The sequence below is a fragment of the Mesorhizobium sp. 43Arga genome, assembly GCF_053714255.1.
Genome location: NZ_JBSKBO010000001.1, coordinates 119101 through 141519, shown reverse-complemented (window position 1 = coordinate 141519; position 22419 = coordinate 119101). Strand labels below are relative to the sequence as shown.

The following is a 22419-nucleotide window of genomic DNA, read 5'->3' as shown; positions in this document are numbered from 1 at the left end:
TTTATTACGCGTCGCAAGGCGCCCGATCGCCGAAAGGGCCGCCGATCATTCCGTGCCGTCATCGTCAGGCGCGGCCGCCGGCGGGCGCCGGCCCATGATGATCTCGCGCTTGCCGACATGGTTGGGCGCGCCGACCAGACCTTCCTTCTCCATGCGCTCGACCAGGGAAGCGGCGCGGTTGTAGCCGATGCCGAGACGGCGCTGGATGTAGGACGTCGAACACTTCTTGTCGCGCACCACCACCTTGACCGCTTCGTCATAGCTGGAATCGCCGTCCTCCGCCGCGACCGATCCCTTGTCGAAGACTGCGCCCTGGTCGTCGTCGACCTCTTCCTCGTCCTCGTCGGCGGTCACGGTTTCCAGATATTCCGGGCGGCCCTGCGCCTTCAGATGCGCCACGACATGTTCGACCTCCGCGTCGGAGACAAAGGGCCCGTGCACGCGCGAAATGCGCCCGCCACCCATCATGTGCAGCATGTCGCCCTGGCCGAGCAGTTGCTCGGCGCCCTGCTCGCCCAGAATGGTGCGGCTGTCGATCTTGGAGGTGACCTGGAAGGATATGCGGGTCGGGAAGTTGGCCTTGATCGTGCCGGTGATGACATCGACCGAGGGGCGCTGCGTTGCCATGATCAGATGGATGCCGGCCGCGCGCGCCATCTGCGCCAGGCGCTGGATCGCGCCTTCGATCTCCTTGCCGGCGACCATCATCAGATCGGCCATCTCGTCGACGATGACGACGATGTAGGGCATTGGCGCAAGATCGATTTCCTGCTGCTCGAACAGCGGCTCGCCAGTGCCCTTCTCGAAGCCGGTCTGCACGGTCATGACGACCGCCTCGCCCTTGTCGCGGGCCTGGGCGGCGCGCTCATTGTAGCCGTCGATGTTGCGCACGCCGAGCCGCGCCATCTTGCGATAGCGGTCCTCCATCTCGCGCACCGCCCATTTGAGCGCGGTCACCGCCTTCTTGGGATCGGTGACGACCGGCGTCAGAAGATGCGGGATGCCGTCATAGACGGAGAGCTCCAGCATCTTGGGATCGACCATGATCAGCCGGCACTCTTCCGGCTTCAGCCGGTAGAGCAAGGACAGGATCATGGTGTTGATGGCGACCGACTTGCCGGAGCCGGTGGTGCCGGCGACCAGCAGGTGCGGCATCTTCGCCAGTTCGGCGATGACGGGCTCGCCGCCGATCGTCTTGCCGAGGCACAGCGCCAGCTTGCAGCTGGTCTTGCGGAAACCCTGCGATTCGATCAGTTCGCGGAAATAGACGGTCTCGCGTGTCTCATTCGGCAGCTCGATGCCGATGACGTTGCGGCCAGGCACGACGGCGACGCGCGCCGAAATCGCCGACATGGAGCGGGCGATGTCGTCGGCAAGGCCGATGACACGGGACGATTTGACGCCCGGCGCCGGCTCGAACTCATAAAGGGTCACGACCGGACCGGGTCGAACGTGGATGATCTCGCCCTTGACGCCGAAATCCTCGAGCACGCTTTCCAGGAGATCGGCATTCTGCTCGAGCCGCTCCTGCGACATATAGAAACCCTGCCCTTCCGGCGGCTGCTGCAGCAGCTCTTCCGAGGGAAGTTCGTACGCCTCGCCGGTCGTGGCTGGCACGATCTTGCCGACCAAAGGCAGCGGCGAAGAGGCGCGCGCGGCTGGAACCTGAACGGTCTCCTCCGCGCCTTGCGCGACTTGCGCCGGAGGGGCATTGCCCGCGACGGCGGGAACTGCGACCCGCTCCCGGGTTCGCTGCGGCACACTTGCCGCCGCGGGCTGAACCACGGCTTCGTTGGAGTTGGCCGGCCGGACATCCGGCAAGGCGACAGGGGCTTGCTGGCCTGGAAGCCAGTCGATGACACGGAACGACGCGGTCGGGTCGGCCGTGGGTGCGGCGCGAACATCGACCCGTCCGGCAGCAACCGGCGCGGCGGCGCGCTGAACCGGGACAGCTCGCGACGCGGGCGACGAACCTTCGATCATGTAGGGCGCCATGAGCTCGAAGAAGACGTGATCCGAAAGATAGGGCCAGCGGACGGTTTCGCGACCTGTTGTCCTGACCGGCGCCGCCATTGCCTGGGAAGACGCGGCCGGCGCGGATGCACGTGCTGTTGCGGCGGTCCTCGGACCCGCCGTCACAACAGTCCGCGCCTTTTCGCTGGCATGCCTTGGCGGAACGGAGGCCGGCGATCCTTCATGCATCGCGGCTTTGTTGCTGGCGGGCGGCCGGGCGGCTTCCAAAGCGGCGTTCCGGCTCTTCATCGCCGCCGACAACGACGAGGGCGAGACTGCGGACGACGGCGCAGCCGTGGCAGGCTGTGCGACGGCTTGCCGCGCCGGCGGTGCCGGCTGTTCGTCCTGCTCGGAGGTGATCTGGCGCGGATGGCGCGTGCTGGCTTCATAGTCGGGCGTGCGGGTAAACCGCACATTGGGCGCCAGGAAGAAGTACTCCTGCCAAGCGGGGCTTTCGTTGCCGCCGAGATCGACAGGTGGCGGGAAATTGCCGGCTCCGGCCGCGCCGGACTGCTGGCCGTCCACCCTGCCGCTCACGCCGTTGAAACGCCTTCCCTCGGGGTCATCGGGCGAAGCTGGCTTCAATGAATTGACCCGAGGAAAACGCTTGGATTCCATTCTCAAGACTCACTCTGAAATGTCTGCTGAGCAATAGGGAGCGAGTGGTTAACAGTTGCTTCCCGTCAGCGCTTTTGGAGCGGTCGAAAAATACATTTCGTGGCGATGGCGCACGAGCCGGATTCGAGCCGATGATCGTTATCCACGATCATCCACTCATGCATATGCGTCGGGTTAAAAAGAGAACTCTCGGCCATCGCGAAGCGGGCCGTGCATCAGGATCGAGGCAACGTTTCCGTGGAAAGAAGGTGGCGCTAGCTGGCCGCCTTCCCGTGCCGGACCAGATCCTGGGCGATGGACAGCTGCAGCGCCTCGGCCAGTTCGCGCGCGGCGCGGTTCTCGGCATCGATCTGCGCCCGGAACGAGGCAAATTCCTGGCGCGGCCTGTCGAAGGACGAGGTGATAGAGCGCTTGCCGACCGCGATGGCGGCGCCGGTTTTCGCATCGGTCAGCGTATAGTTGGCGGTCAGCGTCACCGAGCCGGCGGTCGGCTCGTCCTCATCGGTGCCGACCTGCACGAGGGCCGAGGATTCAACAGATTCGCTCACGCTGAGATTAAGCGAATAGAGCGGCGACGCCGGTTCGCCGGCACCCCGCCCAAAGCCGAAGATCAGATTGTTGCGCACCTGCTGGGCATAACGCGTCCTGACCGGCTTGATGGCGATCGACGCCAGCTCGGCATTGGTGGTCGAACCCGTCGACAACGGCGCGCTGGCATAGAGCGGGTGCACCGTGCAGGCCGAAACCAGCGCCAGCGAGCCGACAAGGCCGGCGAGCACCACGCGGCGCAGCAAACGGCTCAGCTCTGTCTTTTCCCGATCAGGCAACGACATTGACGATCCTCTGCGGCACGATGATCACCTTGCGCGGAGCCTTACCTTCGAGTGCTTTCTGCACGAAGTCGAGAGCTAGTACCGCTTTTTCGACCGCACCTTGGTCCGCGTCGCGGGCAATTGTCAAATCCCCCCGCTTCTTGCCGTTGACCTGCACCGGATAGGTCACTTCGTTCTCGACGACCAGCGCCGGGTCGAAGGCCGGCCATGGCCGTTCGGCGACCAGATCGGTGCCGCCGAGCGTCTCCCAGCACTCTTCTGCCAGATGCGGCATCACTGGCGCGATCAGATGCACCAGGATCTCCACCGCCTGGCGGCAGGCGCTCTGCAGGGCCGGATCGGCCTTGCCTTCCGCCACCTGGTTGAGCGGCGCGGTCAGCACATTGGCCAGTTCGTAAATGCGGGCAATGGCGCGGTTGAAGCCGAGCTTCTCGATATCCTCGCCGACCGCCTTCAGGATCTTGTGCGTGGCCTTGGAGACCGCTCCCGCCTCGCCGGAGTCAGCCGCCGCGGGCTTGACGCCTGCCAGCGTCTCGGCTGCCGTCGACGCCAGCCGCCAGATGCGCTGCATGAAGCGGTGCGCGCCGGCGGCGCCATCGTCGGTCCATTCGACATCGCGCTCGGGCGGCGAATCCGACAGCATGAACCAGCGCGCCGTATCCGCGCCGTAGCCGTCGGTGATGTCTTCCGGGCTCACCGTGTTCTTCTTTGACTTCGACATCTTCTCCAGCGGGCCGATGGTGACAGCCTCGCCGGTGGCGATGTCGAAGGCGCGGCGTTCGCCGTCGACGCCCTCCAGCCGCACCTCGGTCGGCGCCAGCCAGCGGCCATTCGAAGCCGAACCGACACGGTAGGTCTCGTGCACCACCATGCCTTGCGTGAACAGGCCCTTGAACGGCTCGGCCAGGTCGACATGGCCGGTCTCGCGCATGGCGCGGGTGAAGAAGCGCGAATAGAGCAGGTGAAGGATCGCGTGCTCGATGCCGCCGATATACTGGTCCACCGGCAGCCATTCGTTGGCCGCCCTGGGATCGGTCGGCTCATGCGCCCAGGGCGCTGTGAAGCGGGCGAAATACCAGGACGAATCGACGAACGTGTCCATCGTGTCGGTCTCGCGCCGCGCATCCCTGCCGCATTGCGGGCACTTCACATGCCGCCAGGTCGGATGGCGGTCGAGCGGATTGCCCGGCCGGTCGAAATCGACATCGTCGGGCAGCTTGACCGGCAGGTCGGCCTTCGGCACCGGCACCACGCCGCAATGCTCGCAATGGATCATCGGGATCGGGCAGCCCCAGTAGCGCTGGCGCGAAATGCCCCAGTCGCGCAGGCGGAAATTCACCTTGCGCTCGGCCATCGGCCGGTTGCCGATCGTCTTCTGCTCCAGCAGCTTCGCCACCTCGTCGAAGGCGCGGTCCGGCTTCATGCCATCGAGGAAGCGTGAATTGATCATCACGCCGTCGTCGACATACGCTTCTTCCGTAATCTGGAACGACTTCGCATCGCCTCCTTCCGGCATCACCACCGGGATCACCGGCAGGCCGTATTTGTTGGCGAAGTCGAGGTCGCGCTGGTCGCCGGACGGGCAGCCGAATATGGCGCCGGTACCGTATTCCATCAGCACGAAATTGGCGACATAGACGGGCAGCGTCCAGCTGTCGTCAAAGGGATGGACAACGCGGATGCCGGTGTCGAAACCTTTCTTCTCGGCCGTCTCCAACGCCGCCACCGAAGTGCCCATATGGCGGACCTCGTCGATGAACTTCGCCAGCGCCGGATTGGTCTCGGCGGCCTTTTTGGCCAGCGGATGGTCGGCGGCGACGGCCATGAAGGAGGCGCCGAAAATGGTGTCGGGCCGCGTCGTGTAGACTTCCAGCTCATGCTCGCCGGCAACGTCCGAGGCCAGAGGCCAGCGGATCAGCAGGCCTTCGGAACGGCCGATCCAGTTCTGCTGCATCAGCTTCACTTTTTCGGGCCATTCGTCGAGGCCGTCGAGCGAATCCAGCAGGTCCTGAGCAAAGTCGGTGATCTTGAAGAACCACTGCGTCAGTTCGCGCTGTTCGACCAGCGCGCCGGAGCGCCAGCCGCGACCGTCGATGACCTGCTCGTTGGCGAGCACGGTCATGTCCTCCGGGTCCCAGTTGACCTTCGAGGATTTGCGCGTCACCAGCCCCTTTTCGACGAAATCGAGGAACAGCATCTGCTGGCGGTGGTAGTAGTCGACGTCGCAGGTGGCGAATTCGCGCGCCCAGTCCAGCGACAGGCCCATGACCTTGAGCTGCTCGCGCATGGTGGCGATGTTCTGGTAGGTCCATTCCTTGGGATGGACGTTGTTCTGCATCGCCGCGTTTTCGGCCGGCATGCCGAACGCGTCCCAGCCCATCGGGTGCAGCACGTTGAAGCCCTTGGCCCGCTTGTAGCGCGCCACCACGTCGCCCATCGTGTAGTTGCGGGTGTGGCCGATATGGATGCGCCCCGACGGATAGGGGAACATTTCCAGCACGTAGTATTTCGGCTTCGGGTCGTCATTGCGCGCTTCGAACAGCTTCTTTTCGGCCCAGGCCTTCTGCCATTTGGGTTCTGACGCGCGCGGATTGTATCGTTCGGTTGCCATGGGACGTTTTTCACTTAAAAGCAGGCGCGAACCGCGGGCCGACTGGCTCGGCGGTTCAAGGAATGTGGTCCGGGTGTTCACCATGGTTTGGCAAACCCGTCAACCATATGGGCATCTCGGCGGCTAAAAACGCGGGTCAAAACAGCGGGATTTGCATATGGGTGACACCGTTCAGCAGTTTTTGGCGGTCAAGGCGAAGATCGCCGCCGCCGAGCAGGAGGCCCGCCGCGAGGCCGGCGCGGTGGCGCTGGTGGCCGTCTCCAAAACCTTTGAACCCGCCGACATCCGACCGGTGATCGAGGCCGGCCAACGGGTCTTCGGCGAGAACCGCGCGCAGGAAGCGCAAGGCAAATGGCCCGATCTGAAGCAGGTTTTTCCCGACATCGAGCTGCATCTCATCGGTCCCCTGCAATCGAACAAGGCCAGGGAGGCGGTGGCGCTATTCGACGTCATCGAAACGGTCGACCGCGAGAAAATCGCCGCCGAACTCGCCAAGGAGATTGCCCGGCAAGGCCGCTCCCCGAAACTCTATATCCAGGTCAACACCGGCTGCGAGCCGCAGAAGGCCGGCATCGAGCCGCGCGACGCGGTGGCCTTCGTCGCCCGCTGCCGCGATGTCCACGGCCTCGCCATCGAAGGGCTTATGTGCATCCCGCCAGCCGACGAGAACCCCGGCCCGCATTTCGCCCTGCTGGAAAAGCTTGCTCGCGAGGCCGGCGTCGAGAAGCTGTCGATGGGCATGTCCGGCGACTACGAGACGGCCATCGCCTTCGGCGCCACCAGCGTCAGGGTCGGTTCGGCGATTTTTGGTAGCCGGTAGTCCAATTTCCGCCCTGTGCGATTGGCCGCAGGCGACCGCGCCTTCGTCATCCTGGGGCGAAGCAAGGAGCGAAGCGACGCGGCGCAGACCCCAGGATCCATCCCGGGACTCGGAAGCGTTGCAACGGTTCAGAATTCTGCTCCGCCGCGCCTTTCGGTTAGGGTCGCGGCATGGATCCCTTGGGCTGCGGAGCAACTCCAAGGGTCTTCGCGACGCCGCTTCGTGGCTGCTGCGCCCGTGGATGACGAAGCGAGGAATGTTTCGGCGAATCTTCAACATCCCGCCGAAAATTAACGGACCTATGATGCCAGCCACCACAGGTCCATTGCGCCACGACTAGAAACGAAACGTTCCGTTCCTATTTGTTTTGTGTCATCACACCTTTTTCTCCTGGAGCCTTCGCCATGCGTTACAACCAGCTTGGAAATACGGGGATGTTCGTCTCCGAACTGTGCCTCGGCACCATGACCTTCGGCGCCGCCGGCCAGAATGCCCAATGGGGCCTGATCGCCAGCCTCGACCAGAAGGGCGTCAACGAGATCGTCGGCCGCTCGATCGCCGCCGGCGTCAATTTCTTCGACACGGCCGATGTCTACTCCTTCGGTGAGTCCGAGCGCCTGCTCGGCCAGTCGCTCAGGGACCTCGGCGTCAAACGTTCGGACGTCGTCATCGCCACCAAGGTCCACGGCACCATGGGCCAGGGTCCGAACGAGCGCGGCTCGTCGCGCGGCCACATCATGGATTCGGTCGACGCCAGCCTCGAACGTCTGCAGCTCGACCATATCGATCTCTATCAGCTGCACGGCACCGACACAGTGACGCCGATCGACGAGACGCTGCGGGCGCTGGACGACCTCGTTGCCAGCGGCAAGGTCCGCTATGTCGGCGTTTCCAACTGGGCGGCATGGCGCATCGCCAAGGCCCTCGGCATCGCCGACCGCAAGGGTCTCGCCCGCTTCGAGACCATCCAGTCCTATTATTCGATCGCCGGCCGCGACCTCGAGCGCGAGATCGTGCCGCTCATCAACGAGGAGAAACTCGGCCTGATGGTGTGGTCGCCGATGGCGGGCGGCCTGCTTTCCGGCAAATACGGTCCCGGCGCGCCCGGCAATGGCGAGGGCCGGCGTGCGGCCTTCAACTTCCCGCCGGTCAACGAGGATCGCGCCTGGGCCGCCGTCGCCGTCATGCGCGAGATCGCCGGGAAGCATGGTGTGAGCGTCGCCACGGTGGCGCTCGGCTATGTCCTGGCCAAGCCCTTCGTGATGAGCGTCATCATCGGCGCCAGCCGCATGGACCAGCTCGAACAGAACCTTGCCGCAACGGAAGTGAAGCTCGACGCGGACGATCTCGCCAGGCTCGACGAGGTCAGCGCGCTGCCGCCCGAATATCCCGGCTGGATGCTGGAGCGCCAGGCGGCTGGCCGTCGCCCGGCGCCGTTCGTGCCGAAGGGGTAGTCCGTCTCCAACACGACGCGGTTTTCCAGAGAGCCGCGCGTCCTTCGGGCGCGCGGCTTTTTCGCGGGTCGTCAGGCCGCACGGCCGCCTTGTACCGGACGCGATTGCGGCTACCCTGAAGCCGGAACAGCATCTGGGATGTCTGAGGTGACGATGGCATCATCCGCCGCGCAATTTCGGGACAGCATCGTCGCGATCATGGCTGATCGCCAGGCTGCGGGTTGTGCCAGCCCTTACGATTGGAATGTCTGCGTCGGTGCGGTCAGTGCCGCGCAAGGCGAATTTGAAAAGGTCGTCGTCGCCGGTACGGCGCATGACTACGCAGCCGCCGTATTTGCTCGTTTGGAGCGGCTGCGAGACGCATATTATGACCCGGATGGAGAGTATACCTCCGGGCGGTCGGACATCGGCACGGTCATTGAAAAGATCAGGAATGCCCTGAAGGCTATCGGCCAGTGATGGCGCACCTCGCCCGGCGGGGCGACGGGTGGGCTCGGTATCAAGGCAGATCGGCAAACGTGTTGCAGTCCGCGATCGCGTTCCTGGCAAGGCCTCGATCAAACCAGCGGATCCTCTGTTCCGAGGTGCCGTATCTCTTGGCCGCCGAATTTCTGGAGGCATTGGCGGGCTGATCGTCTCCGAGAGATCGAAGGAGCCCCCTGGCCTGCGTCAGATCAATGTCTTCAAGCAGGTGCTGATCCCAGACATAGCGGCTCCATAGTCCGGCAAAACAATTGGCCTGGAGCTCGACCAGTTCCGATCGGATGATCGCGGCCTTTTGGTTGCCGTCGGTTACATCAGGGCGCGGAACTTCGGAAATGTTCTGCACATGGTGCCCAACTTCTCGGGCGAGAATCAGCGCCTTGGCGAAGTCGCTGGTCGACCCAATCTCTCGCAGCTCGGGAAACGCCGGATCGAGATAAATTCTGTGGTCTGCCGCGCAGTATGATGTCCCTGAAACGGCACCGCATGCGGTGGCGATGAAGCCGGTGAACAGCACCAGCTTGGGCTCCTCATAGGTCGATCCGACAGCTTTGAAGGTGGCGCCCCAGAAATCCTCCGTTTCCGCCAAAACCACCGAGAGCAGATGCTTGACGTCGTCATCACTGGCGTTCGCGGCAGGTGGGGCGGCTTTGGCGGCCTCGGCAGCCTCGCAGATCGCCGGGGCATGCAGCCATGTCACGACGGCAAGCAGGGATGCCGTGACCAAGGACAAGCGGACCAATTCACGCCTCCTGAATGCCAACGCTCTCCGTGCCTGGGCGCGAGGCGCCGTGACGATGAGCGGACGGGGATTCCATATCCCGCCCCTGCCGGGTTGTCGAACGGACTTGAAACCTGCGTTTTCCTCAGAGCCGCACGGTCTCGGCCAGAAAATCAAGAAAAGCCCGCACCCGCGCCGGCAGATGCCGGCCCTGGCCGACATAGACGGCATGGGTCGCCTCCTCGTCGCCCGGATTGAAATCCTCCAGCAGCGCCACCAGCCGCCCGGCGGCGATGTCGGCGGCGACATGCCAGCGCGCCAGCCGGGAGATGCCGGCTCCGGCCAGCGTCATCAGTCGCATCGCCTCGCCGTCGCTGACCAGGGTATTGCCGGTGATCGGCACCATGACCGCATTGCCGGCAGCGTCGACAAACGGCCAGCCATCGATATGCCTGACGAAGCCGAAGCCCATGCGATTATGCCCATCGAGGTCGGCAGGCGTCAGCGGCTTGCCATGCGCTTCGAGATAGGACGGGGCCGCAACCACCACCACCGGGCTCTGCCCGAGTTTGCGCGCCACCAACCGTGATTCGCCGAGCGGCCCTGCACGGATGGCAACATCGGCGCGTTCGGCCATCAGGTCGATGACGCTGTCGGTCAGCACCAGATCGACCGAGATTTCGGGATAGCGTTCGAGGAAGCGCGGCAAGAGCGGGATCAGCCGATGCACGCCGAAGGGCACGTAGGTGTTGACGCGCAGCCTCCCGCGCGGTGCGGCACCCGCCGCCGCCTCGCGCTCGGCCGCAGCCATGTCGGCCAGGATGCGCAGACCGCTGTCGTAGAACGCCGTTCCCTCCGGTGTCAGCTGCAGCTTGCGTGTCGAGCGGCTGACCAGCCGCGCGCCGAGCCGGGCTTCCAGCCGCCCGATCAGCTTGCTGACGGCTGATGGCGTCATGCGCAACGTGCGCGCAGCCGCCGAGAAGCTGCCCGCCTCGACAACGCGCACGAAGACTTCGATCTCACCGGAGCGGTTGATGTCGGGTCTGGCCATTTGTGAATCTATTTCACAGAAAATGTGCCCAACACAAGTCTGGTTCACAGTGCATGGCGACACGATCTTTCGGCCCAGAGCGCGGTTTGGACAAGGCGCTCGTCGTCGCCAAACTGGGAACCCGCCATGCCTCTTGCTCTTTACGCCCTCGCCGCCGGTGCCTTTGGCATCGGCGTCACCGAATTCGTCATCATGGGTCTGCTCATCGATGTCAGCAAGGACCTCGGCGTCTCGATCTCGGCCGCCGGCCAGCTCATTTCAGGCTATGCGCTGGGGGTCGTCATCGGTGCGCCGCTCCTCACCGTCGCCACCGGAAACTGGCCGCGCAAGACCGTGCTTCTGGCGCTGATGGCGATCTTCACGCTTGGTAATCTCGCCTGTGCGCTGGCGCCCGACTATTGGACCCTGATGGGCGCTCGCATCATCACTGCCTTTGCCCATGGCACCTTCTTCGGCGTCGGTTCTGTCGTCGCCACCGGCCTGGTCGCGCCCAACAAGAAGGCTTCGGCGATCGCGCTGATGTTCACCGGGCTCACCATCGCCAACATCCTCGGCGTGCCCTTCGGCACCTGGCTCGGCCAGGCCTTCGGCTGGCGCGCGACCTTCTGGGCGGTGACCGCGGTCGGCCTCGCGGCCTTCGCCGTCATCCTGGCTTTGGTGCCGCGCAGCCAGGTCGCCCCTGAAAAGAGCCACCTGCGCGCCGATCTCGCCGTGCTGCGCCGCACGCCGGTCCTGCTCGGCCTCGCCACCACCGTGCTCGGCTACGCCGGCGTCTTCGCCGTCTTCACTTACATCGCCCCACTGTTGACTGAAATCAGCGGCTTCAAGGAAGCCGCCGTGTCGCCGATCCTGCTCGTCTTCGGCGGCGGTCTCATCGCCGGCAATCTCGCCGGCGGCAAGGTCGCCGACCGCTGGCTGGTGCCGGCGGTGCTGGGCAGTCTCGTGGTGCTGGCCGCGGTGCTCGCCACCATGAGCTTCGCCATCCACAGCCAGGTCCTGGCCGTCATATATGTCGGCCTGCTCGGCGCCGCCGCCTTCGCCACCGTGGCGCCGTTGCAGATGTGGGTGCTGGACAAGGCGCAAGGCGCCGGCCAGAGCCTGGCCTCGTCCTTCAACATCGCCGCCTTCAATCTCGGCAATGCCGCCGGCGCCTGGCTCGGCGGCACGGTCATCGCCCATGGCATGGGGCTGGGTTCGCTTACCTGGGTCGCTGCCTTGCTGCCAGTCGCGGCACTCGGTGTGGCGGGACTGGCGCTGCGTCTCGACAGACATGAAGAGCGGCTGATCCCGGCCGCTGCCGGCACCACCTCCATGAAGTGATGGCAGCAGCGATATCGGCCGTCGCCAGGCGCCCCGAAACCAGACCCGACAGGAGAACCCTATGACACTTCCGATCCGCCGCGCCACCATCGCCCTTCTGGCAACGCGCCTGACGCTCGGCGCGTTCGCTTTGGCGGCTTTGTCGATGGTCAGCCCGGCAATTGCCGGCGAGAAGCAGGATTGGGTGGGCACCTGGACGGCCAGCCCTCAACCGACATGGGGGACCGATTTTGCCTTGCCGGTGAAAATGATGCCCAAGCTTGAGAACCAGACTATACGCCAGACGGTCAGGACCAGCGTTGGCGGCAGGCGGTTCCGCATCGTCCTGTCGAACGAGTATTCAACCGTGCCGATCCAGATCGGCGAAATACGTGTGGCGATCGCGGGCGAGGACTCGAAAATCACCGCCGGCACCGATCGTGCCGTCACATTCGGCGGTCAGGCAAAGGCAACAGTTCCGGCGGGCGCGCCTTTGGTCAGCGATCCGGTGGAATTGACCCTCGACGCCTTGAGCCGCCTTTCGATATCGGTCTATCTGCCGCAGCCCACACCGATCTCCACCTTCCATTGGGACGGCAGGCAGACCGCCTATATCGGCGACGGCAACCAGACGGCTTCCGAAACCATCGCGGCCGCGCAGACCACCGACGCGCGTACCTTGGTCAGCGAGATCCTGGTCGATGCGCCGGCAAATGATGGCGCCGTCATCGCCATCGGCGATTCGATCACCGACGGCAATGGCGCCACGCTGGACGCCGACAACCGGTGGCCGGACGTCCTCGCCGAGCGTCTCGTCTCGAAGCAAGTGTCGGTGCTCAACGCAGGCATATCCGGAGCGCGGCTGCTGGATGATGCGATGGGCGTGAAGGCTTCGGCGCGCTTCGACCGTGACGTGCTGGCTCAGCCCGGCGTCAAGGCGGTCATCCTGCTCATCGGCATCAACGATATCAGCTGGCCCGGCACGCCATTCGCACCTGAGAAATCCATACCCTCTCTGGCGGCACTCACCGCTGGATACCTGCAACTAGCAGCCCAGGCCCACGCCCATAATCTGATCATCGTCGGCGGCACGTTGACGCCCTTCGAGGGCGCGCTGAGCGGCACGCCGCTCGATGCCTACTATACGCCTGAAAAAGAAGCGCTGCGCCAGAAGGTCAACAACTGGATCAGAACCAGTGGTGCCTTCGATGCGGTCGTCGACTTCGACCTGCTGCTCCGCGATCCCGCTCACCCGACACGCCTGCTGCCGGAGTTCGATTCCGGCGACCACCTCCATCCGGGCGACAAGGGAAGCCGGGCCATGGCCGAGGCCATCGATCTCGGCCAGTTGGTCAAGAATTGAGCAGCCGGCAACTGACTACATCCAGCAATTGAAAGGACAAAATCATGGACAATCGCCGTCTCGGCGCGTCGGGCCTGAAAGTGCCCGCACTCTCATTTGGAGCGGGAACCTTCGGCGGCTCCGGCCCGCTGTTCGGCGCCTGGGGTAACAGCGACGCCAAGGAAGCGCGGCGGCTGGTCGACATCTGCCTCGAAGCCGGCGTCAATCTGTTCGACACGGCCGACGTCTATTCGAACGGTGCCTCGGAAGAAGTGCTCGGCGAAGCCATCAAGGGCCGGCGCGACGCCGTGCTGATCTCGACCAAGACGTCCTTGCCGATCGGCGATGGGCCGGCCGATTACGGCTCTTCCCGTTCGCGGCTGATCAAATCTGTGGACGCCGCGCTGAAGCGCCTCGGCACCGACTATATCGACCTGTTGCAACTGCATGCCTTCGATGCCGGCACGCCGATCGAGGAAGCGCTGTCGACGCTGGACGAACTCGTGCGCTCCGGCAAGCTGCGCTATGTCGGCGTCTCCAACTTCTCCGGCTGGCAAGTGATGAAGTCGCTGGCGGAGGCCGACAAGCATGGTTATCCGCGCTACGTCGCGCACCAGGTCTACTATTCACTTGTCGGCCGCGACTATGAGTGGGAGCTGATGCCGCTCGGCCTCGACCAGGGCGTCGGCGCGCTGGTGTGGAGCCCGCTCGGCTGGGGGCGGCTGACCGGCAAGATCCGCCGCGGCCAGCCGCTGCCGGAAAAGAGCCGGCTGCATGACACCGCAAGCTTCGGCCCGCCGGTCGAGGACGAACATCTCTACCGGGTGATGGATGCGCTGGACGCGGTGGCGCGGGAAACCGGCAAGACCGTGCCGCAGATCGCCATCAATTGGCTGCTTCAGCGCCCGACCGTTTCCTCCGTCATCATCGGCGCCCGCAACGAGGAACAACTGCGCCAGAACCTTGGCGCCGTCGGCTGGTCGCTGACGCCGGAGCAGATGAAGAAACTGGACGCGGCAAGCGAAGTCACCGCGCCCTATCCGTATTTCCCCTATCGCCGCCAGGAAGGTTTCGCCCGGCTCAACCCGCCGGCGGTATGACATCTCCTTGCCTGGGTCGTGTGACGCACGGCCCGGGCCCCGGAGTGCCCTATCCCCAGATCGGCCAAAGTGCCGGCTGGCCGCTGCCGATCAGGGCGATGACGATCAGGCAGACGATCCACAGCGCCGGATATTCCCAGCCACCACCTGCATTGGTGAACCAGAAACCATTCTTGCCATGAACGAGCACGATCGTGCCCAGCATGAGGGGAATGAGCAGGATCGCCGCCAGCCGCGTGGCAACGCCGAAGATCAGGCCGAGGCCGCCCGCCGTTTCGGCGGCGATGGCGATCAAGCCGAAATAGCCGGGCACGCCGAGGGACTGGAAATAATCGGTCGTGCCTTTTGGCGTGAAGATGGCATATTTCAGATAGGCGTGGGCAAGAAACAGGCCGCCGACGCTGACCCGAAGCAGCAGCGCGGCATAGTCGAAAGCGGTCATGTCCGTTCTCCCGATCGCGGACGCCGCCCTTGGGCACCCTGCCTTGCCGCGCCGCCCGCGAAGGATAGCCGACGGCCGCATTGCTGTCGCCGCACGAGAATGGAAACAGACCGTCTGCAGCGGCGTCAGTGCAGCACGAACTCCCCATCCACCTTGCGCCATTCGTTCGGCGCGATCAATTTCTGGTGCGTGTAGACAACCGAGTGCAGTGGCCCGTCGAGCTTGGCCTTCCAGAATTCGATGAATTTGATCAGCACCGGAAACGTCGGAGCGATGTCGTAGTCCTGCCAGATGAAGCTCTGCAGCAGGTGCGGGTGGTCGGGGAAATGATAAAGAATCTTGGCCGTGGTCAGGCCATAACCCCTGAGCATCAGGTCCATTTCGGCATGGTCGCGCATTGCGGTCCCCCTGGGCGGTCCTTGGTTGATTCTCCTTTCCTCCCAAGGCTTATTGTGCGCGCCGTTGATTAATCGTCTATTGATTTTTTCTTCACCCAAACCGGGTTTAGCATGAGAAAACATGCAGTTAGCAGCGAACCCCTTCGAGTGCTGACAACCCCGCAAAGACCCCCTGCGGCATCCCGACGCGCGAATCCAACGTCTAATGTTGCCGTAACGGCGGAACTGGTAATAATGCCGCCGAATTCGCGGCCGCTTCGCCGCGATCCCGCCGGCGTTTCAAGTCGGCGTATGGTTCGGGAGGAAAGCCAGGAATGTCCGAGGTTCATGTCCATCGCGTCCAGCCGGCGTGGAAGAAGAATGCGCTGATCGACAATGACACTTACCTGAAATGGTATGCTGACAGCATCAAGAACCCGGACAAGTTCTGGGGCAAGCACGGCAAGCGCATCGACTGGTTCAAGCCCTTCAGCAAGGTCAAGAACACCTCCTTCGACGGCAAGGTCTCGATCAAATGGTTCGAGGACGGGCTGACCAATGTTTCCTACAACTGCATCGACCGCCATCTGAAGAAGCGCGGCGACCAGACCGCCATCATCTGGGAAGGCGACAACCCCTACGACGACAAGAAGATCACCTACAACGAGCTCTACGAGCACGTTTGCCGGCTCGCCAATGTGATGAAGAAGCACGGTGTCAAGAAGGGCGACCGCGTCACCATCTACATGCCGATGATCCCGGAAGCCGCCTATGCAATGCTGGCCTGCACGCGTATCGGCGCCATCCATTCGATTGTCTTCGGCGGCTTTTCGCCCGATGCGCTGGCCGGCCGCATCGTCGACTGCGAATCGACCTTCGTTATCACATCGGATGAAGGCCTGCGTGGCGGCAAGTCGATTCCGCTGAAGGAGAATACCGACAAGGCAATCGACATCGCCGCCAGGCAGCATGTGATGGTGAAGAACGTCATCGTCGTGCGCCGCACCGGCGGCAAGGTCGGCTGGGCGCCGGGCCGCGACCTCTGGTACCACGACGAAGTCGCGACGGTGAAGGCCGAGTGCAAGCCCGAGAAGATGAAGGCGGAGGACCCGCTGTTCATCCTTTACACCTCGGGCTCGACCGGCAAGCCGAAAGGGGTGCTGCACACCACCGCCGGCTACCTCGTCTATGCCTCGATGACGCACCAATATGTCTTCGACTATCATGACGGCGACATCTACTGGTGCACCGCCGATGTCGGCTGGGTGACCGGCCACAGCTATATCGTCTATGGCCCGCTGGCCAACGGCGCCACCACGCTGATGTTCGAGGGCGTGCCGAACTATCCGTCGCAGTCGCGCTTCTGGGAAGTGATCGACAAGCACAAGGTCAACATCTTCTACACCGCGCCGACCGCTCTGCGCGCACTGATGGGCGCCGGCAACGACCCGGTGAAGAAGACCTCGCGCAAGTCGCTGCGCGTGCTCGGCTCGGTCGGCGAGCCGATCAACCCGGAAGCCTGGGAGTGGTATTTCAACGTCGTCGGCAACGGCAAGGTGCCGATCGTCGACACCTGGTGGCAGACCGAGACCGGCGGCATCCTGATCACGCCGCTGCCGGGCGCCACCGATCTCAAGGCGGGTTCGGCGACGCGGCCCTTCTTCGGCGTCAAGCCTCAGCTGGTCGACGGCGAAGGCAAGGTGCTGGAAGGGGCCGCCGACGGCAATCTCTGTATCACCGATTCCTGGCCGGGCCAGATGCGCACCGTCTATGGCGATCACGACCGCTTCGTGCAGACCTATTTTTCCACCTACAAGGGCAAGTATTTCACCGGCGACGGCTGCCGCCGCGACGCCGACGGCTACTACTGGATCACCGGCCGCGTCGACGACGTCCTCAACGTCTCCGGCCACCGCATGGGCACGGCCGAAGTCGAGTCGGCGCTGGTCAGCCATGAGAAGGTTTCCGAGGCCGCCGTCGTCGGCTATCCCCACGACATCAAGGGCCAGGGCATCTACAGCTATGTCACCTTGATGAGAGGGGAGGAGCCGACCGAGGAGCTGCGCAAGGAGCTCATTGCCCATGTCCGCAAGGAGATCGGCGCCATCGCCTCGCCCGACAAGATCCAGTTCTCGCCCGGCCTGCCCAAGACACGCTCGGGCAAGATCATGCGCCGCATCCTGCGCAAGATCGCCGAGGATGATTTTGCCGCCCTTGGCGACACCTCGACGCTCGCCGATCCGGCCGTCGTCGACGACCTCATTGCCAACAGGCAGAACAAGAAGGGCTGATGGCAGGCGAGGCTGCATTGGGCTCTGTCAGCCAGCTCTGGCGTTATCCGGCGAGTTCCCTCGCCGGCGAGCGCCAGGAGGCCATCCTGGTCGGACCGGCGGGCATGGCGGGCGACCGCATGTTCGGCCTCGTCGATGCCTCGGACAATGAGATTGCCCGGCCCGACCGCGAGGCGAAATGGCACAAGGTGCCACGCATTCGCACCCGGCTGGCCAATAACCGCGACCTGGAGATCGCCGTCCCCGACGGCGAATGGCTGAGCGCACCCGGCGACGAATGCGACCGCGCCGTATCGGCCTATCTCGGCTTCGCCGCCTCGATCCGGCCTTTCGGCCGGGAGAATGCCCCGCCGGCCTATGCCGGTCCGGTCACCACCGCCCGCTACACCAAGGCGCCAATCCACCTTTTGACCACGGCGTCGCTGGCTCGCTTGAAGGCGTTGCATCCGGACGGCGCCGCCGATCCGCGCCGCTTCCGCCCCAACATCGTCGTCGACATGGCAGCGGCGGAAGGCTCATTCCCGGAGACGGAATGGATCGGCCGCAAGCTCGCGATCGGCGACCTGCTTCTGACGATTTCCGAACCATGCCGCCGCTGCGGCTTCACCATCATCAGCCAGGACGGCTTCGACCACGATCCCGGCATCCTGCGCAACCTGGTCCGCCACAATGCCCACAATCTCGGCGTCTACTGCACGGTGGACAGGCCTGCCGGCATCAAGGTCGGCGACGCGATGCGTTTCCTGTAGCTACCGATAAAGGTCGGCCCGCGTCGGCGGCAGGCCGCTGGGGCCACGCGCGCGCTTGGTGACGACGGTCTGGAAAATCTGCGCCGAGCCGCGATCGAAGGTGATCGAACAGCCGGTCAGATAGAGCAGCCAGAGTCGTGCCTTGGGTTCGCCGACTTCGGCGATCGCCTCGTCGAAGCGGGCCTGCAGACGTTCGGCCCACAGCCTGCAGGTGCGGGCATAGTGCTCGCGCAGGTTTTCGACATCGGCGACGAGGAAACCATGCGCCTCGAGATTGCCGAGCGTCATGCCAATCGTGTCGACCTCGCCGCCGGGGAAGATGTATTTGATCAGCGCCTTGTATTCCGCGCCTTTGCGCAACGTCTTGCGCGTGCCGCCCTTGCCGCGCCTCGTGATGGCATGGTGCAGGTAGATGCCGCCCGGCTTCAACAGCCGGTGGACGGTCGAGAAATAGGTGGCGTGGTTGGCGAGGCCGACCGCCTCGAACATGCCGATCGACGAGATCTTGTCATAGCTGCCGTCGAGCTCGGTGTAGGATTTGATGTCGATGGTGATCCTGTCCTCCAGCCCCTCGGCGCGGATGCGTTCGCGCGCCAGCCGGGTCTGTTCCTCCGACAGCGACACACCATGGCCGACGGCGCCGTAGTGCCTGGCGGCATGGATCAGCATTGCACCCCAGCCGCAGCCTATGTCGAGCAGCCGGTCACCCGGCTTCAGCCTGAGCTTGCGGCAGATATGGTCGAGCTTGTCCTTCTGCGCCTGGTCGATGCCGTTCGCGAAATCGGTGAAATAGGCGCAGGTGTAGACCATGCGCTCGTCGAGGAAGAGCCGGTAGAAGGCGTTCGAAATGTCGTAGTGATGTTCGATCGCCTGCTTGTTCGAACCGCTGACAAAGGGATTGCGCCCGGCGAGATCGGCCCGTTTCGTCATCTGCCGCCGCGAAAACAGCACGGCCGGCAGGTCGCGCAGGATCGCCAGCTTGGGCAGCGCCTTCAGCCTCAGCTTTCCCTGTGACGGCAGGGCATAGAGATCGAACAGCGACCCGTCCTCGACGTCGATCGTCTTGGAAATCCACATTTCGAGCAGTGTCGAGAAATTCGGCCGGCGGGCCAGCTGCCAGACGATGTCCTGGTCGTTGATGGCAAGCACCGGGCCACCGGCTGGGCCGATCCGTTCTCCGGTCCACAATCTGACGGCAAAGCCCGGCTTCTGCGCCCCGATCACGGTTCGAACGATGCGCGCGGCTCTCTCGGTGGCGTCCATGGTCCCTCCCGTGACCCGATAGCGCCATGTTGTCCGTTTGGGCCGCGGATCGCAAGCCGGAGCACGCGGACCCGACTGGTCGGCATTTTCCGCGGGACGCCTTTTTCAGCATGGCACTTGTCATTTGCTGCAACGCACCCCATCATGAGCATGTGTTCAACAAATCGAAAGGAGGTGATCCGATGTCGAGTGATTTCGTTTTCCAGAACGTGGCCTCAGCGGATTGCACTTTCGGGAAGCAGTCTTCCCGTTAAGGCGCGAGATGCGCGGCAGGTAACCCGAAGGGGTTGCCGCCACAGGCCGCGCCATGGACGGAAACACGGAAGGCCGCCGGCTTCGAAAGAAGCGGCGGCCTTTTCCGTTTGGGCCAAGCCTATTTCGTCAACGCAAGGGTTTCGATGTTGCGGGCGATGGTCTGAAAGGCCGTATCCAATTCGACGCCGTCGGCGGCCTGGTAAAAGTGCTTGGCTGAACCCGTATCGGGGCTGGCACAGGTCTGCAGCGTCGTGACCGCATTCGCCTCATCGAGCTTGAAGCCAATCGTGAAGATTTCTATGCCTTGGTCGCGCATGGCGGCACAGAGCTTTATCGCCGCCGTGCGGGTCGTTTCCTTGCCGGCGTCGTTGTAGACCCCGCTGACGCCGGTGGCGTCGAAATAGGACAGGTTGAATTCGCCGTCCGTCATCAGGATTGCATACTTGCCGACTTTCTTCGGATCGGCCTTGGCCGGCCGCTGCGAAGCGTTGAGCACGCTGCCCCAGCTTTCCGAGAGCATATACCAGGTCCACTGGACGCCGATATGCCCGGCGGTGCCACCTGAAGCGACAAGATCCTTGATGACATTCTTGAGTGTCGCGGCGTCGGCCGTCAAAGGCACGAGCGCGGCGACCGGGCAAGCGGCGGTGCCTGTATTCGTGGCAAAGCCCGACAGCAGATAGTCGCGATTGACCATGCTGGAGTCGGGACCCGCGTCCGAATATTGATCGGCACCCTTGCGCTCGGTGGCGCAATTGTCCGGACGCGGCGAAGCCGAGGCAAGCTGGGCGCTCCCATTGCCGGGCGCCTGCTTGCGCTCGCCGGCGTTGGCTTCGACATAGACGCTGCTGGCGGCAAGCTGCCCTGCATTGACCGAGTTGGCATAAGGCACGATCGAGACGCGCACCCGCGGCTTGCTCGGGTCCTGGCCGCCCAGGAAACTGTCCACTGCGTTGGCAGCAGCGGTTTTCAGGTCCTTGATTTTCTGACCGGCCATCGATCCTGTCACATCGAGCATCATCGCCACTTCGATGGTCTTGTCCGAATAAAGCGATGTCGTCGACGCGGCGACGCGTTGCGTATTGGCCATACCGAAAACCGGGAAGAACAGGGCGACATCGACATGGGCGTCCGCCTGCACCGTGTTGGCGGTCCTGTCGACGACCAGTCTGTCGAGCACGATCTGGCCGGGCTGCAGAATGCCCGCCATGCCGTTGGCCACCAGAAAGGCCTGCACCGCCTTGCTGGCGTCGGCTTCCTTGATGACCCCGGTCGTCAGGTCGCGCGCCGTCGATGTCACCGCGGCGTCGACCACGCCTTGCAGGCTCGATTTGGCGTTGTAGAGCTGCGATATGTCGACCGAGAAGCCGGCGGCTAGCGCCAAGACCGAGGCAGCGAAGCCGAACAGGATTGCGAAATTTCCATCGCTGTGTCTGGCGAACCCGCCGACCACGTGAACAAGACCCCCGTAATTTCGCATCCAACAGCCTCCGCATGCCTCGGCCTCGTCGCCGCAATGAGGCAATGCAGGATTCCGGCCGGAAGCCGCTCGTCGAGCGCAAGAGCCGAGCCGTGAACCATCAACCTATTGTTTTTGTTGGATTTCGCTCTTTACAAAGGTGAACGACCGGTAAAAGGAAAGAACCTGGCTTCGGCGGCGTTTACGGACCGCTTACCATGCTCGATCGAGGCAATCGCGGAATGCTCCGCGCCGTCCTGTTGCGGCACAGGCCTTCTGTACCGAAGCGGGCCAAATGTCCCGAGATTTGCGGGATGCGAAACAGTGCGAAGAACTACGCAAGCATCTGTGCGCTGACCGTCCTGTCGATGCCGTGATGCGGTGGATTGAACAATCTGCCCTCCTGCTCATAGGTCCACACCTTGAACAGGCAGAGCCGGTGTGGACCAAAACTGTGCAGCAAAGGCACGTCGGTGGCGTCACGGCCGCGCGCGATGACGACACGGCCGGTCCTGGGCCGGTTGTGGCGTGGATCGAACGTGTACCATTTGCCGTCGAGGAACACTTCCATCCAGGCCGAGAAATCCATAGGCGCCGGATCGATCGGCACGCCGATATCGCCGAGATAGCCGTTCACATAGCGCGCCGGAATGTTCATGCAGCGGCAGAGCGTGATCGCCAGATGGGCGAAGTCGCGGCAGACGCCGACCCGTTCCTCATGCGCCTGCGCCGCCGTGCGGGTCGGCCGCGCATAGCCATAGCCGAACGACAGGCGGTTGTGGACATAGTCGACGATCGCCTGCACCCGTGCCCAGCCGGAGGGAAGATTGCCAAACAGCTGCCAGGCGAGATGACTGAGGTGATCGGTCTCGCAGTAGCGGCTGCCGAGGAGATAGAAGAGCACCTCGTCGGGCAATTCAGCCACCGGCACTTCCCCGGCCAGCGTGTTGACCTCATCCGTTTCGCCGCTGTCCTCGACGACCGCATCATAAAGGATGCGAAAGGTGCCGGCCGGCGCGGTGAAGCGGCGGCAGCCATTGCCATGCAGGTCGTGATAGAGCTTGGTCGGCACCGAAGGCGAGGTCAGGACACGCGTCTGCCGCTTGATGTCGGCTTGCCTGTCCTTGTGGATCTCGAGCAGCGAAATCACCGGCGTGGCCTCGACGCATTCAATGGAGATTTCGTAGCCGAGTCGGATCAGCATCACAGGTCCCCTTGATCGTTATGGAAAGCGGTGC

At 63.8% G+C, this 22419-nt stretch carries 18 protein-coding genes; 8 read left to right on the top strand and 10 right to left on the bottom strand.

The window, feature by feature from the left end:
- Nucleotides 1-45 precede the first annotated feature (45 nt).
- From ACWGS8_RS00655 to leuS, 3 genes are all read right to left on the bottom strand, one after another.
- The gene (locus ACWGS8_RS00655) at nt 46-2631 is read right to left on the bottom strand and encodes a DNA translocase FtsK (protein WP_454579141.1); all 2586 of its coding nucleotides are present in this window, start codon (nt 2629-2631) and stop codon (nt 46-48) included.
- 254 nt (nt 2632-2885) lie between these two features.
- Nucleotides 2886-3464 (bottom strand): LPS assembly lipoprotein LptE, encoded by a 579-nt coding sequence (gene lptE, locus ACWGS8_RS00650; RefSeq protein ID WP_454579140.1) that lies wholly within the window; start codon nt 3462-3464, stop codon nt 2886-2888.
- Nucleotides 3451-6075 (bottom strand): leucine--tRNA ligase, encoded by a 2625-nt coding sequence (gene leuS, locus ACWGS8_RS00645; protein ID WP_454579139.1) that lies wholly within the window; start codon nt 6073-6075, stop codon nt 3451-3453. Before leuS ends, lptE begins: the two co-directional genes overlap by 14 nt.
- A 157-nt stretch (nt 6076-6232) precedes the next feature.
- Here leuS and ACWGS8_RS00640 point away from each other — a divergent pair, with 157 nt between their 5' ends.
- The 3 genes from ACWGS8_RS00640 (at nt 6233) to ACWGS8_RS00630 (ending at nt 8808) form a co-directional block, all read left to right on the top strand.
- The gene (locus ACWGS8_RS00640) at nt 6233-6895 is read left to right on the top strand and encodes a YggS family pyridoxal phosphate-dependent enzyme (protein WP_454579138.1); all 663 of its coding nucleotides are present in this window, start codon (nt 6233-6235) and stop codon (nt 6893-6895) included.
- A 404-nt stretch (nt 6896-7299) separates the two neighbouring features.
- Nucleotides 7300-8349, top strand: coding sequence for an aldo/keto reductase (locus ACWGS8_RS00635; protein ID WP_454579137.1), 1050 nt, complete (start codon nt 7300-7302; stop codon nt 8347-8349).
- A 153-nt stretch (nt 8350-8502) separates the two neighbouring features.
- Nucleotides 8503-8808, top strand: a complete 306-nt coding sequence (locus tag ACWGS8_RS00630) for a hypothetical protein (protein ID WP_454579136.1) — start codon at nt 8503-8505, stop codon at nt 8806-8808.
- A 40-nt stretch (nt 8809-8848) separates the two neighbouring features.
- Here the strand turns inward: ACWGS8_RS00630 and ACWGS8_RS00625 are convergent, their stop codons facing one another.
- Both ACWGS8_RS00625 and ACWGS8_RS00620 read right to left on the bottom strand, forming a co-directional pair.
- Nucleotides 8849-9730: a neutral zinc metallopeptidase gene (locus ACWGS8_RS00625; protein ID WP_454579135.1), complete on the bottom strand. Its 882-nt coding sequence runs from the start codon at nt 9728-9730 to the stop codon at nt 8849-8851.
- The gene (locus tag ACWGS8_RS00620; protein WP_454579134.1) at nt 9699-10604 is read right to left on the bottom strand and encodes a LysR substrate-binding domain-containing protein; all 906 of its coding nucleotides are present in this window, start codon (nt 10602-10604) and stop codon (nt 9699-9701) included. Before ACWGS8_RS00620 ends, ACWGS8_RS00625 begins: the two co-directional genes overlap by 32 nt.
- Before the next feature lie 126 nt (nt 10605-10730).
- Here ACWGS8_RS00620 and ACWGS8_RS00615 point away from each other — a divergent pair, with 126 nt between their 5' ends.
- The 3 genes from ACWGS8_RS00615 (at nt 10731) to ACWGS8_RS00605 (ending at nt 14345) form a co-directional block, all read left to right on the top strand.
- Nucleotides 10731-11924, top strand: coding sequence for an MFS transporter (locus tag ACWGS8_RS00615; protein WP_454579133.1), 1194 nt, complete (start codon nt 10731-10733; stop codon nt 11922-11924).
- 61 nt (nt 11925-11985) lie between these two features.
- Nucleotides 11986-13266 (top strand): SGNH/GDSL hydrolase family protein, encoded by a 1281-nt coding sequence (locus ACWGS8_RS00610; RefSeq protein WP_454579132.1) that lies wholly within the window; start codon nt 11986-11988, stop codon nt 13264-13266.
- Between the two features lie 44 nt (nt 13267-13310).
- Nucleotides 13311-14345 (top strand): aldo/keto reductase, encoded by a 1035-nt coding sequence (locus tag ACWGS8_RS00605; protein ID WP_454579131.1) that lies wholly within the window; start codon nt 13311-13313, stop codon nt 14343-14345.
- A gap of 49 nt (nt 14346-14394) precedes the next feature.
- On the opposite strand, the gene ACWGS8_RS00600 is transcribed toward ACWGS8_RS00605, so the two are convergent.
- Nucleotides 14395-14787, bottom strand: a complete 393-nt coding sequence (locus ACWGS8_RS00600) for a DoxX family protein (RefSeq protein WP_454579130.1) — start codon at nt 14785-14787, stop codon at nt 14395-14397.
- Nucleotides 14788-14912: 125 nt separating this feature from the next.
- The gene (locus tag ACWGS8_RS00595) at nt 14913-15185 is read right to left on the bottom strand and encodes an usg protein (RefSeq protein ID WP_044548405.1); all 273 of its coding nucleotides are present in this window, start codon (nt 15183-15185) and stop codon (nt 14913-14915) included.
- Nucleotides 15186-15499: 314 nt separating this feature from the next.
- Between ACWGS8_RS00595 and acs the strand changes: the two genes are divergently transcribed.
- Both acs and ACWGS8_RS00585 read left to right on the top strand, forming a co-directional pair.
- Nucleotides 15500-17455, top strand: a complete 1956-nt coding sequence (gene acs, locus ACWGS8_RS00590) for an acetate--CoA ligase (protein ID WP_454579129.1) — start codon at nt 15500-15502, stop codon at nt 17453-17455.
- A complete protein-coding gene (locus tag ACWGS8_RS00585) occupies nt 17455-18204 on the top strand; it encodes an MOSC domain-containing protein (protein WP_454579128.1) in 750 nt (249 codons plus the stop codon). Before acs ends, ACWGS8_RS00585 begins: the two co-directional genes overlap by 1 nt.
- Here the strand turns inward: ACWGS8_RS00585 and ACWGS8_RS00580 are convergent, their stop codons facing one another.
- The 3 genes from ACWGS8_RS00580 to ACWGS8_RS00570 all read right to left on the bottom strand — a co-directional run bounded on the left by ACWGS8_RS00580 (nt 18205) and on the right by ACWGS8_RS00570 (nt 22385).
- Complete coding sequence (locus ACWGS8_RS00580) at nt 18205-19467, bottom strand: class I SAM-dependent methyltransferase (protein ID WP_454579127.1); 1263 nt, start codon at nt 19465-19467, stop codon at nt 18205-18207.
- A 373-nt stretch (nt 19468-19840) separates the two neighbouring features.
- Complete coding sequence (locus tag ACWGS8_RS00575) at nt 19841-21202, bottom strand: pilus assembly protein TadG-related protein (protein WP_454579126.1); 1362 nt, start codon at nt 21200-21202, stop codon at nt 19841-19843.
- 313 nt (nt 21203-21515) lie between these two features.
- Complete coding sequence (locus ACWGS8_RS00570) at nt 21516-22385, bottom strand: transglutaminase-like domain-containing protein (protein ID WP_454579125.1); 870 nt, start codon at nt 22383-22385, stop codon at nt 21516-21518.
- Nucleotides 22386-22419 lie beyond the last annotated feature (34 nt).

Bases quoted from the DNA above. Each gene is read 5' to 3' on its own strand.
- ACWGS8_RS00620 (WP_454579134.1), bottom strand. From the start codon at position 10,604: ATGGCCAGACCCGACATCAACCGCTCCGGTGAGATCGAAGTCTTCGTG.
- ACWGS8_RS00570 (WP_454579125.1), bottom strand. From the start codon at position 22,385: ATGCTGATCCGACTCGGCTACGAAATCTCCATTGAATGCGTCGAGGCC.
- ACWGS8_RS00655 (WP_454579141.1), bottom strand. From the start codon at position 2,631: ATGGAATCCAAGCGTTTTCCTCGGGTCAATTCATTGAAGCCAGCTTCG.
- ACWGS8_RS00600 (WP_454579130.1), bottom strand. From the start codon at position 14,787: ATGACCGCTTTCGACTATGCCGCGCTGCTGCTTCGGGTCAGCGTCGGC.
- ACWGS8_RS00580 (WP_454579127.1), bottom strand. From the start codon at position 19,467: ATGGACGCCACCGAGAGAGCCGCGCGCATCGTTCGAACCGTGATCGGG.
- ACWGS8_RS00585 (WP_454579128.1), top strand. From the start codon at position 17,455: ATGGCAGGCGAGGCTGCATTGGGCTCTGTCAGCCAGCTCTGGCGTTAT.
- ACWGS8_RS00630 (WP_454579136.1), top strand. From the start codon at position 8,503: ATGGCATCATCCGCCGCGCAATTTCGGGACAGCATCGTCGCGATCATG.
- ACWGS8_RS00640 (WP_454579138.1), top strand. From the start codon at position 6,233: ATGGGTGACACCGTTCAGCAGTTTTTGGCGGTCAAGGCGAAGATCGCC.
- ACWGS8_RS00610 (WP_454579132.1), top strand. From the start codon at position 11,986: ATGACACTTCCGATCCGCCGCGCCACCATCGCCCTTCTGGCAACGCGC.
- ACWGS8_RS00605 (WP_454579131.1), top strand. From the start codon at position 13,311: ATGGACAATCGCCGTCTCGGCGCGTCGGGCCTGAAAGTGCCCGCACTC.
- leuS (WP_454579139.1), bottom strand. From the start codon at position 6,075: ATGGCAACCGAACGATACAATCCGCGCGCGTCAGAACCCAAATGGCAG.
- acs (WP_454579129.1), top strand. From the start codon at position 15,500: ATGTCCGAGGTTCATGTCCATCGCGTCCAGCCGGCGTGGAAGAAGAAT.
- ACWGS8_RS00615 (WP_454579133.1), top strand. From the start codon at position 10,731: ATGCCTCTTGCTCTTTACGCCCTCGCCGCCGGTGCCTTTGGCATCGGC.
- ACWGS8_RS00575 (WP_454579126.1), bottom strand. From the start codon at position 21,202: ATGCGAAATTACGGGGGTCTTGTTCACGTGGTCGGCGGGTTCGCCAGA.
- ACWGS8_RS00595 (WP_044548405.1), bottom strand. From the start codon at position 15,185: ATGCGCGACCATGCCGAAATGGACCTGATGCTCAGGGGTTATGGCCTG.
- lptE (WP_454579140.1), bottom strand. From the start codon at position 3,464: ATGTCGTTGCCTGATCGGGAAAAGACAGAGCTGAGCCGTTTGCTGCGC.
- ACWGS8_RS00635 (WP_454579137.1), top strand. From the start codon at position 7,300: ATGCGTTACAACCAGCTTGGAAATACGGGGATGTTCGTCTCCGAACTG.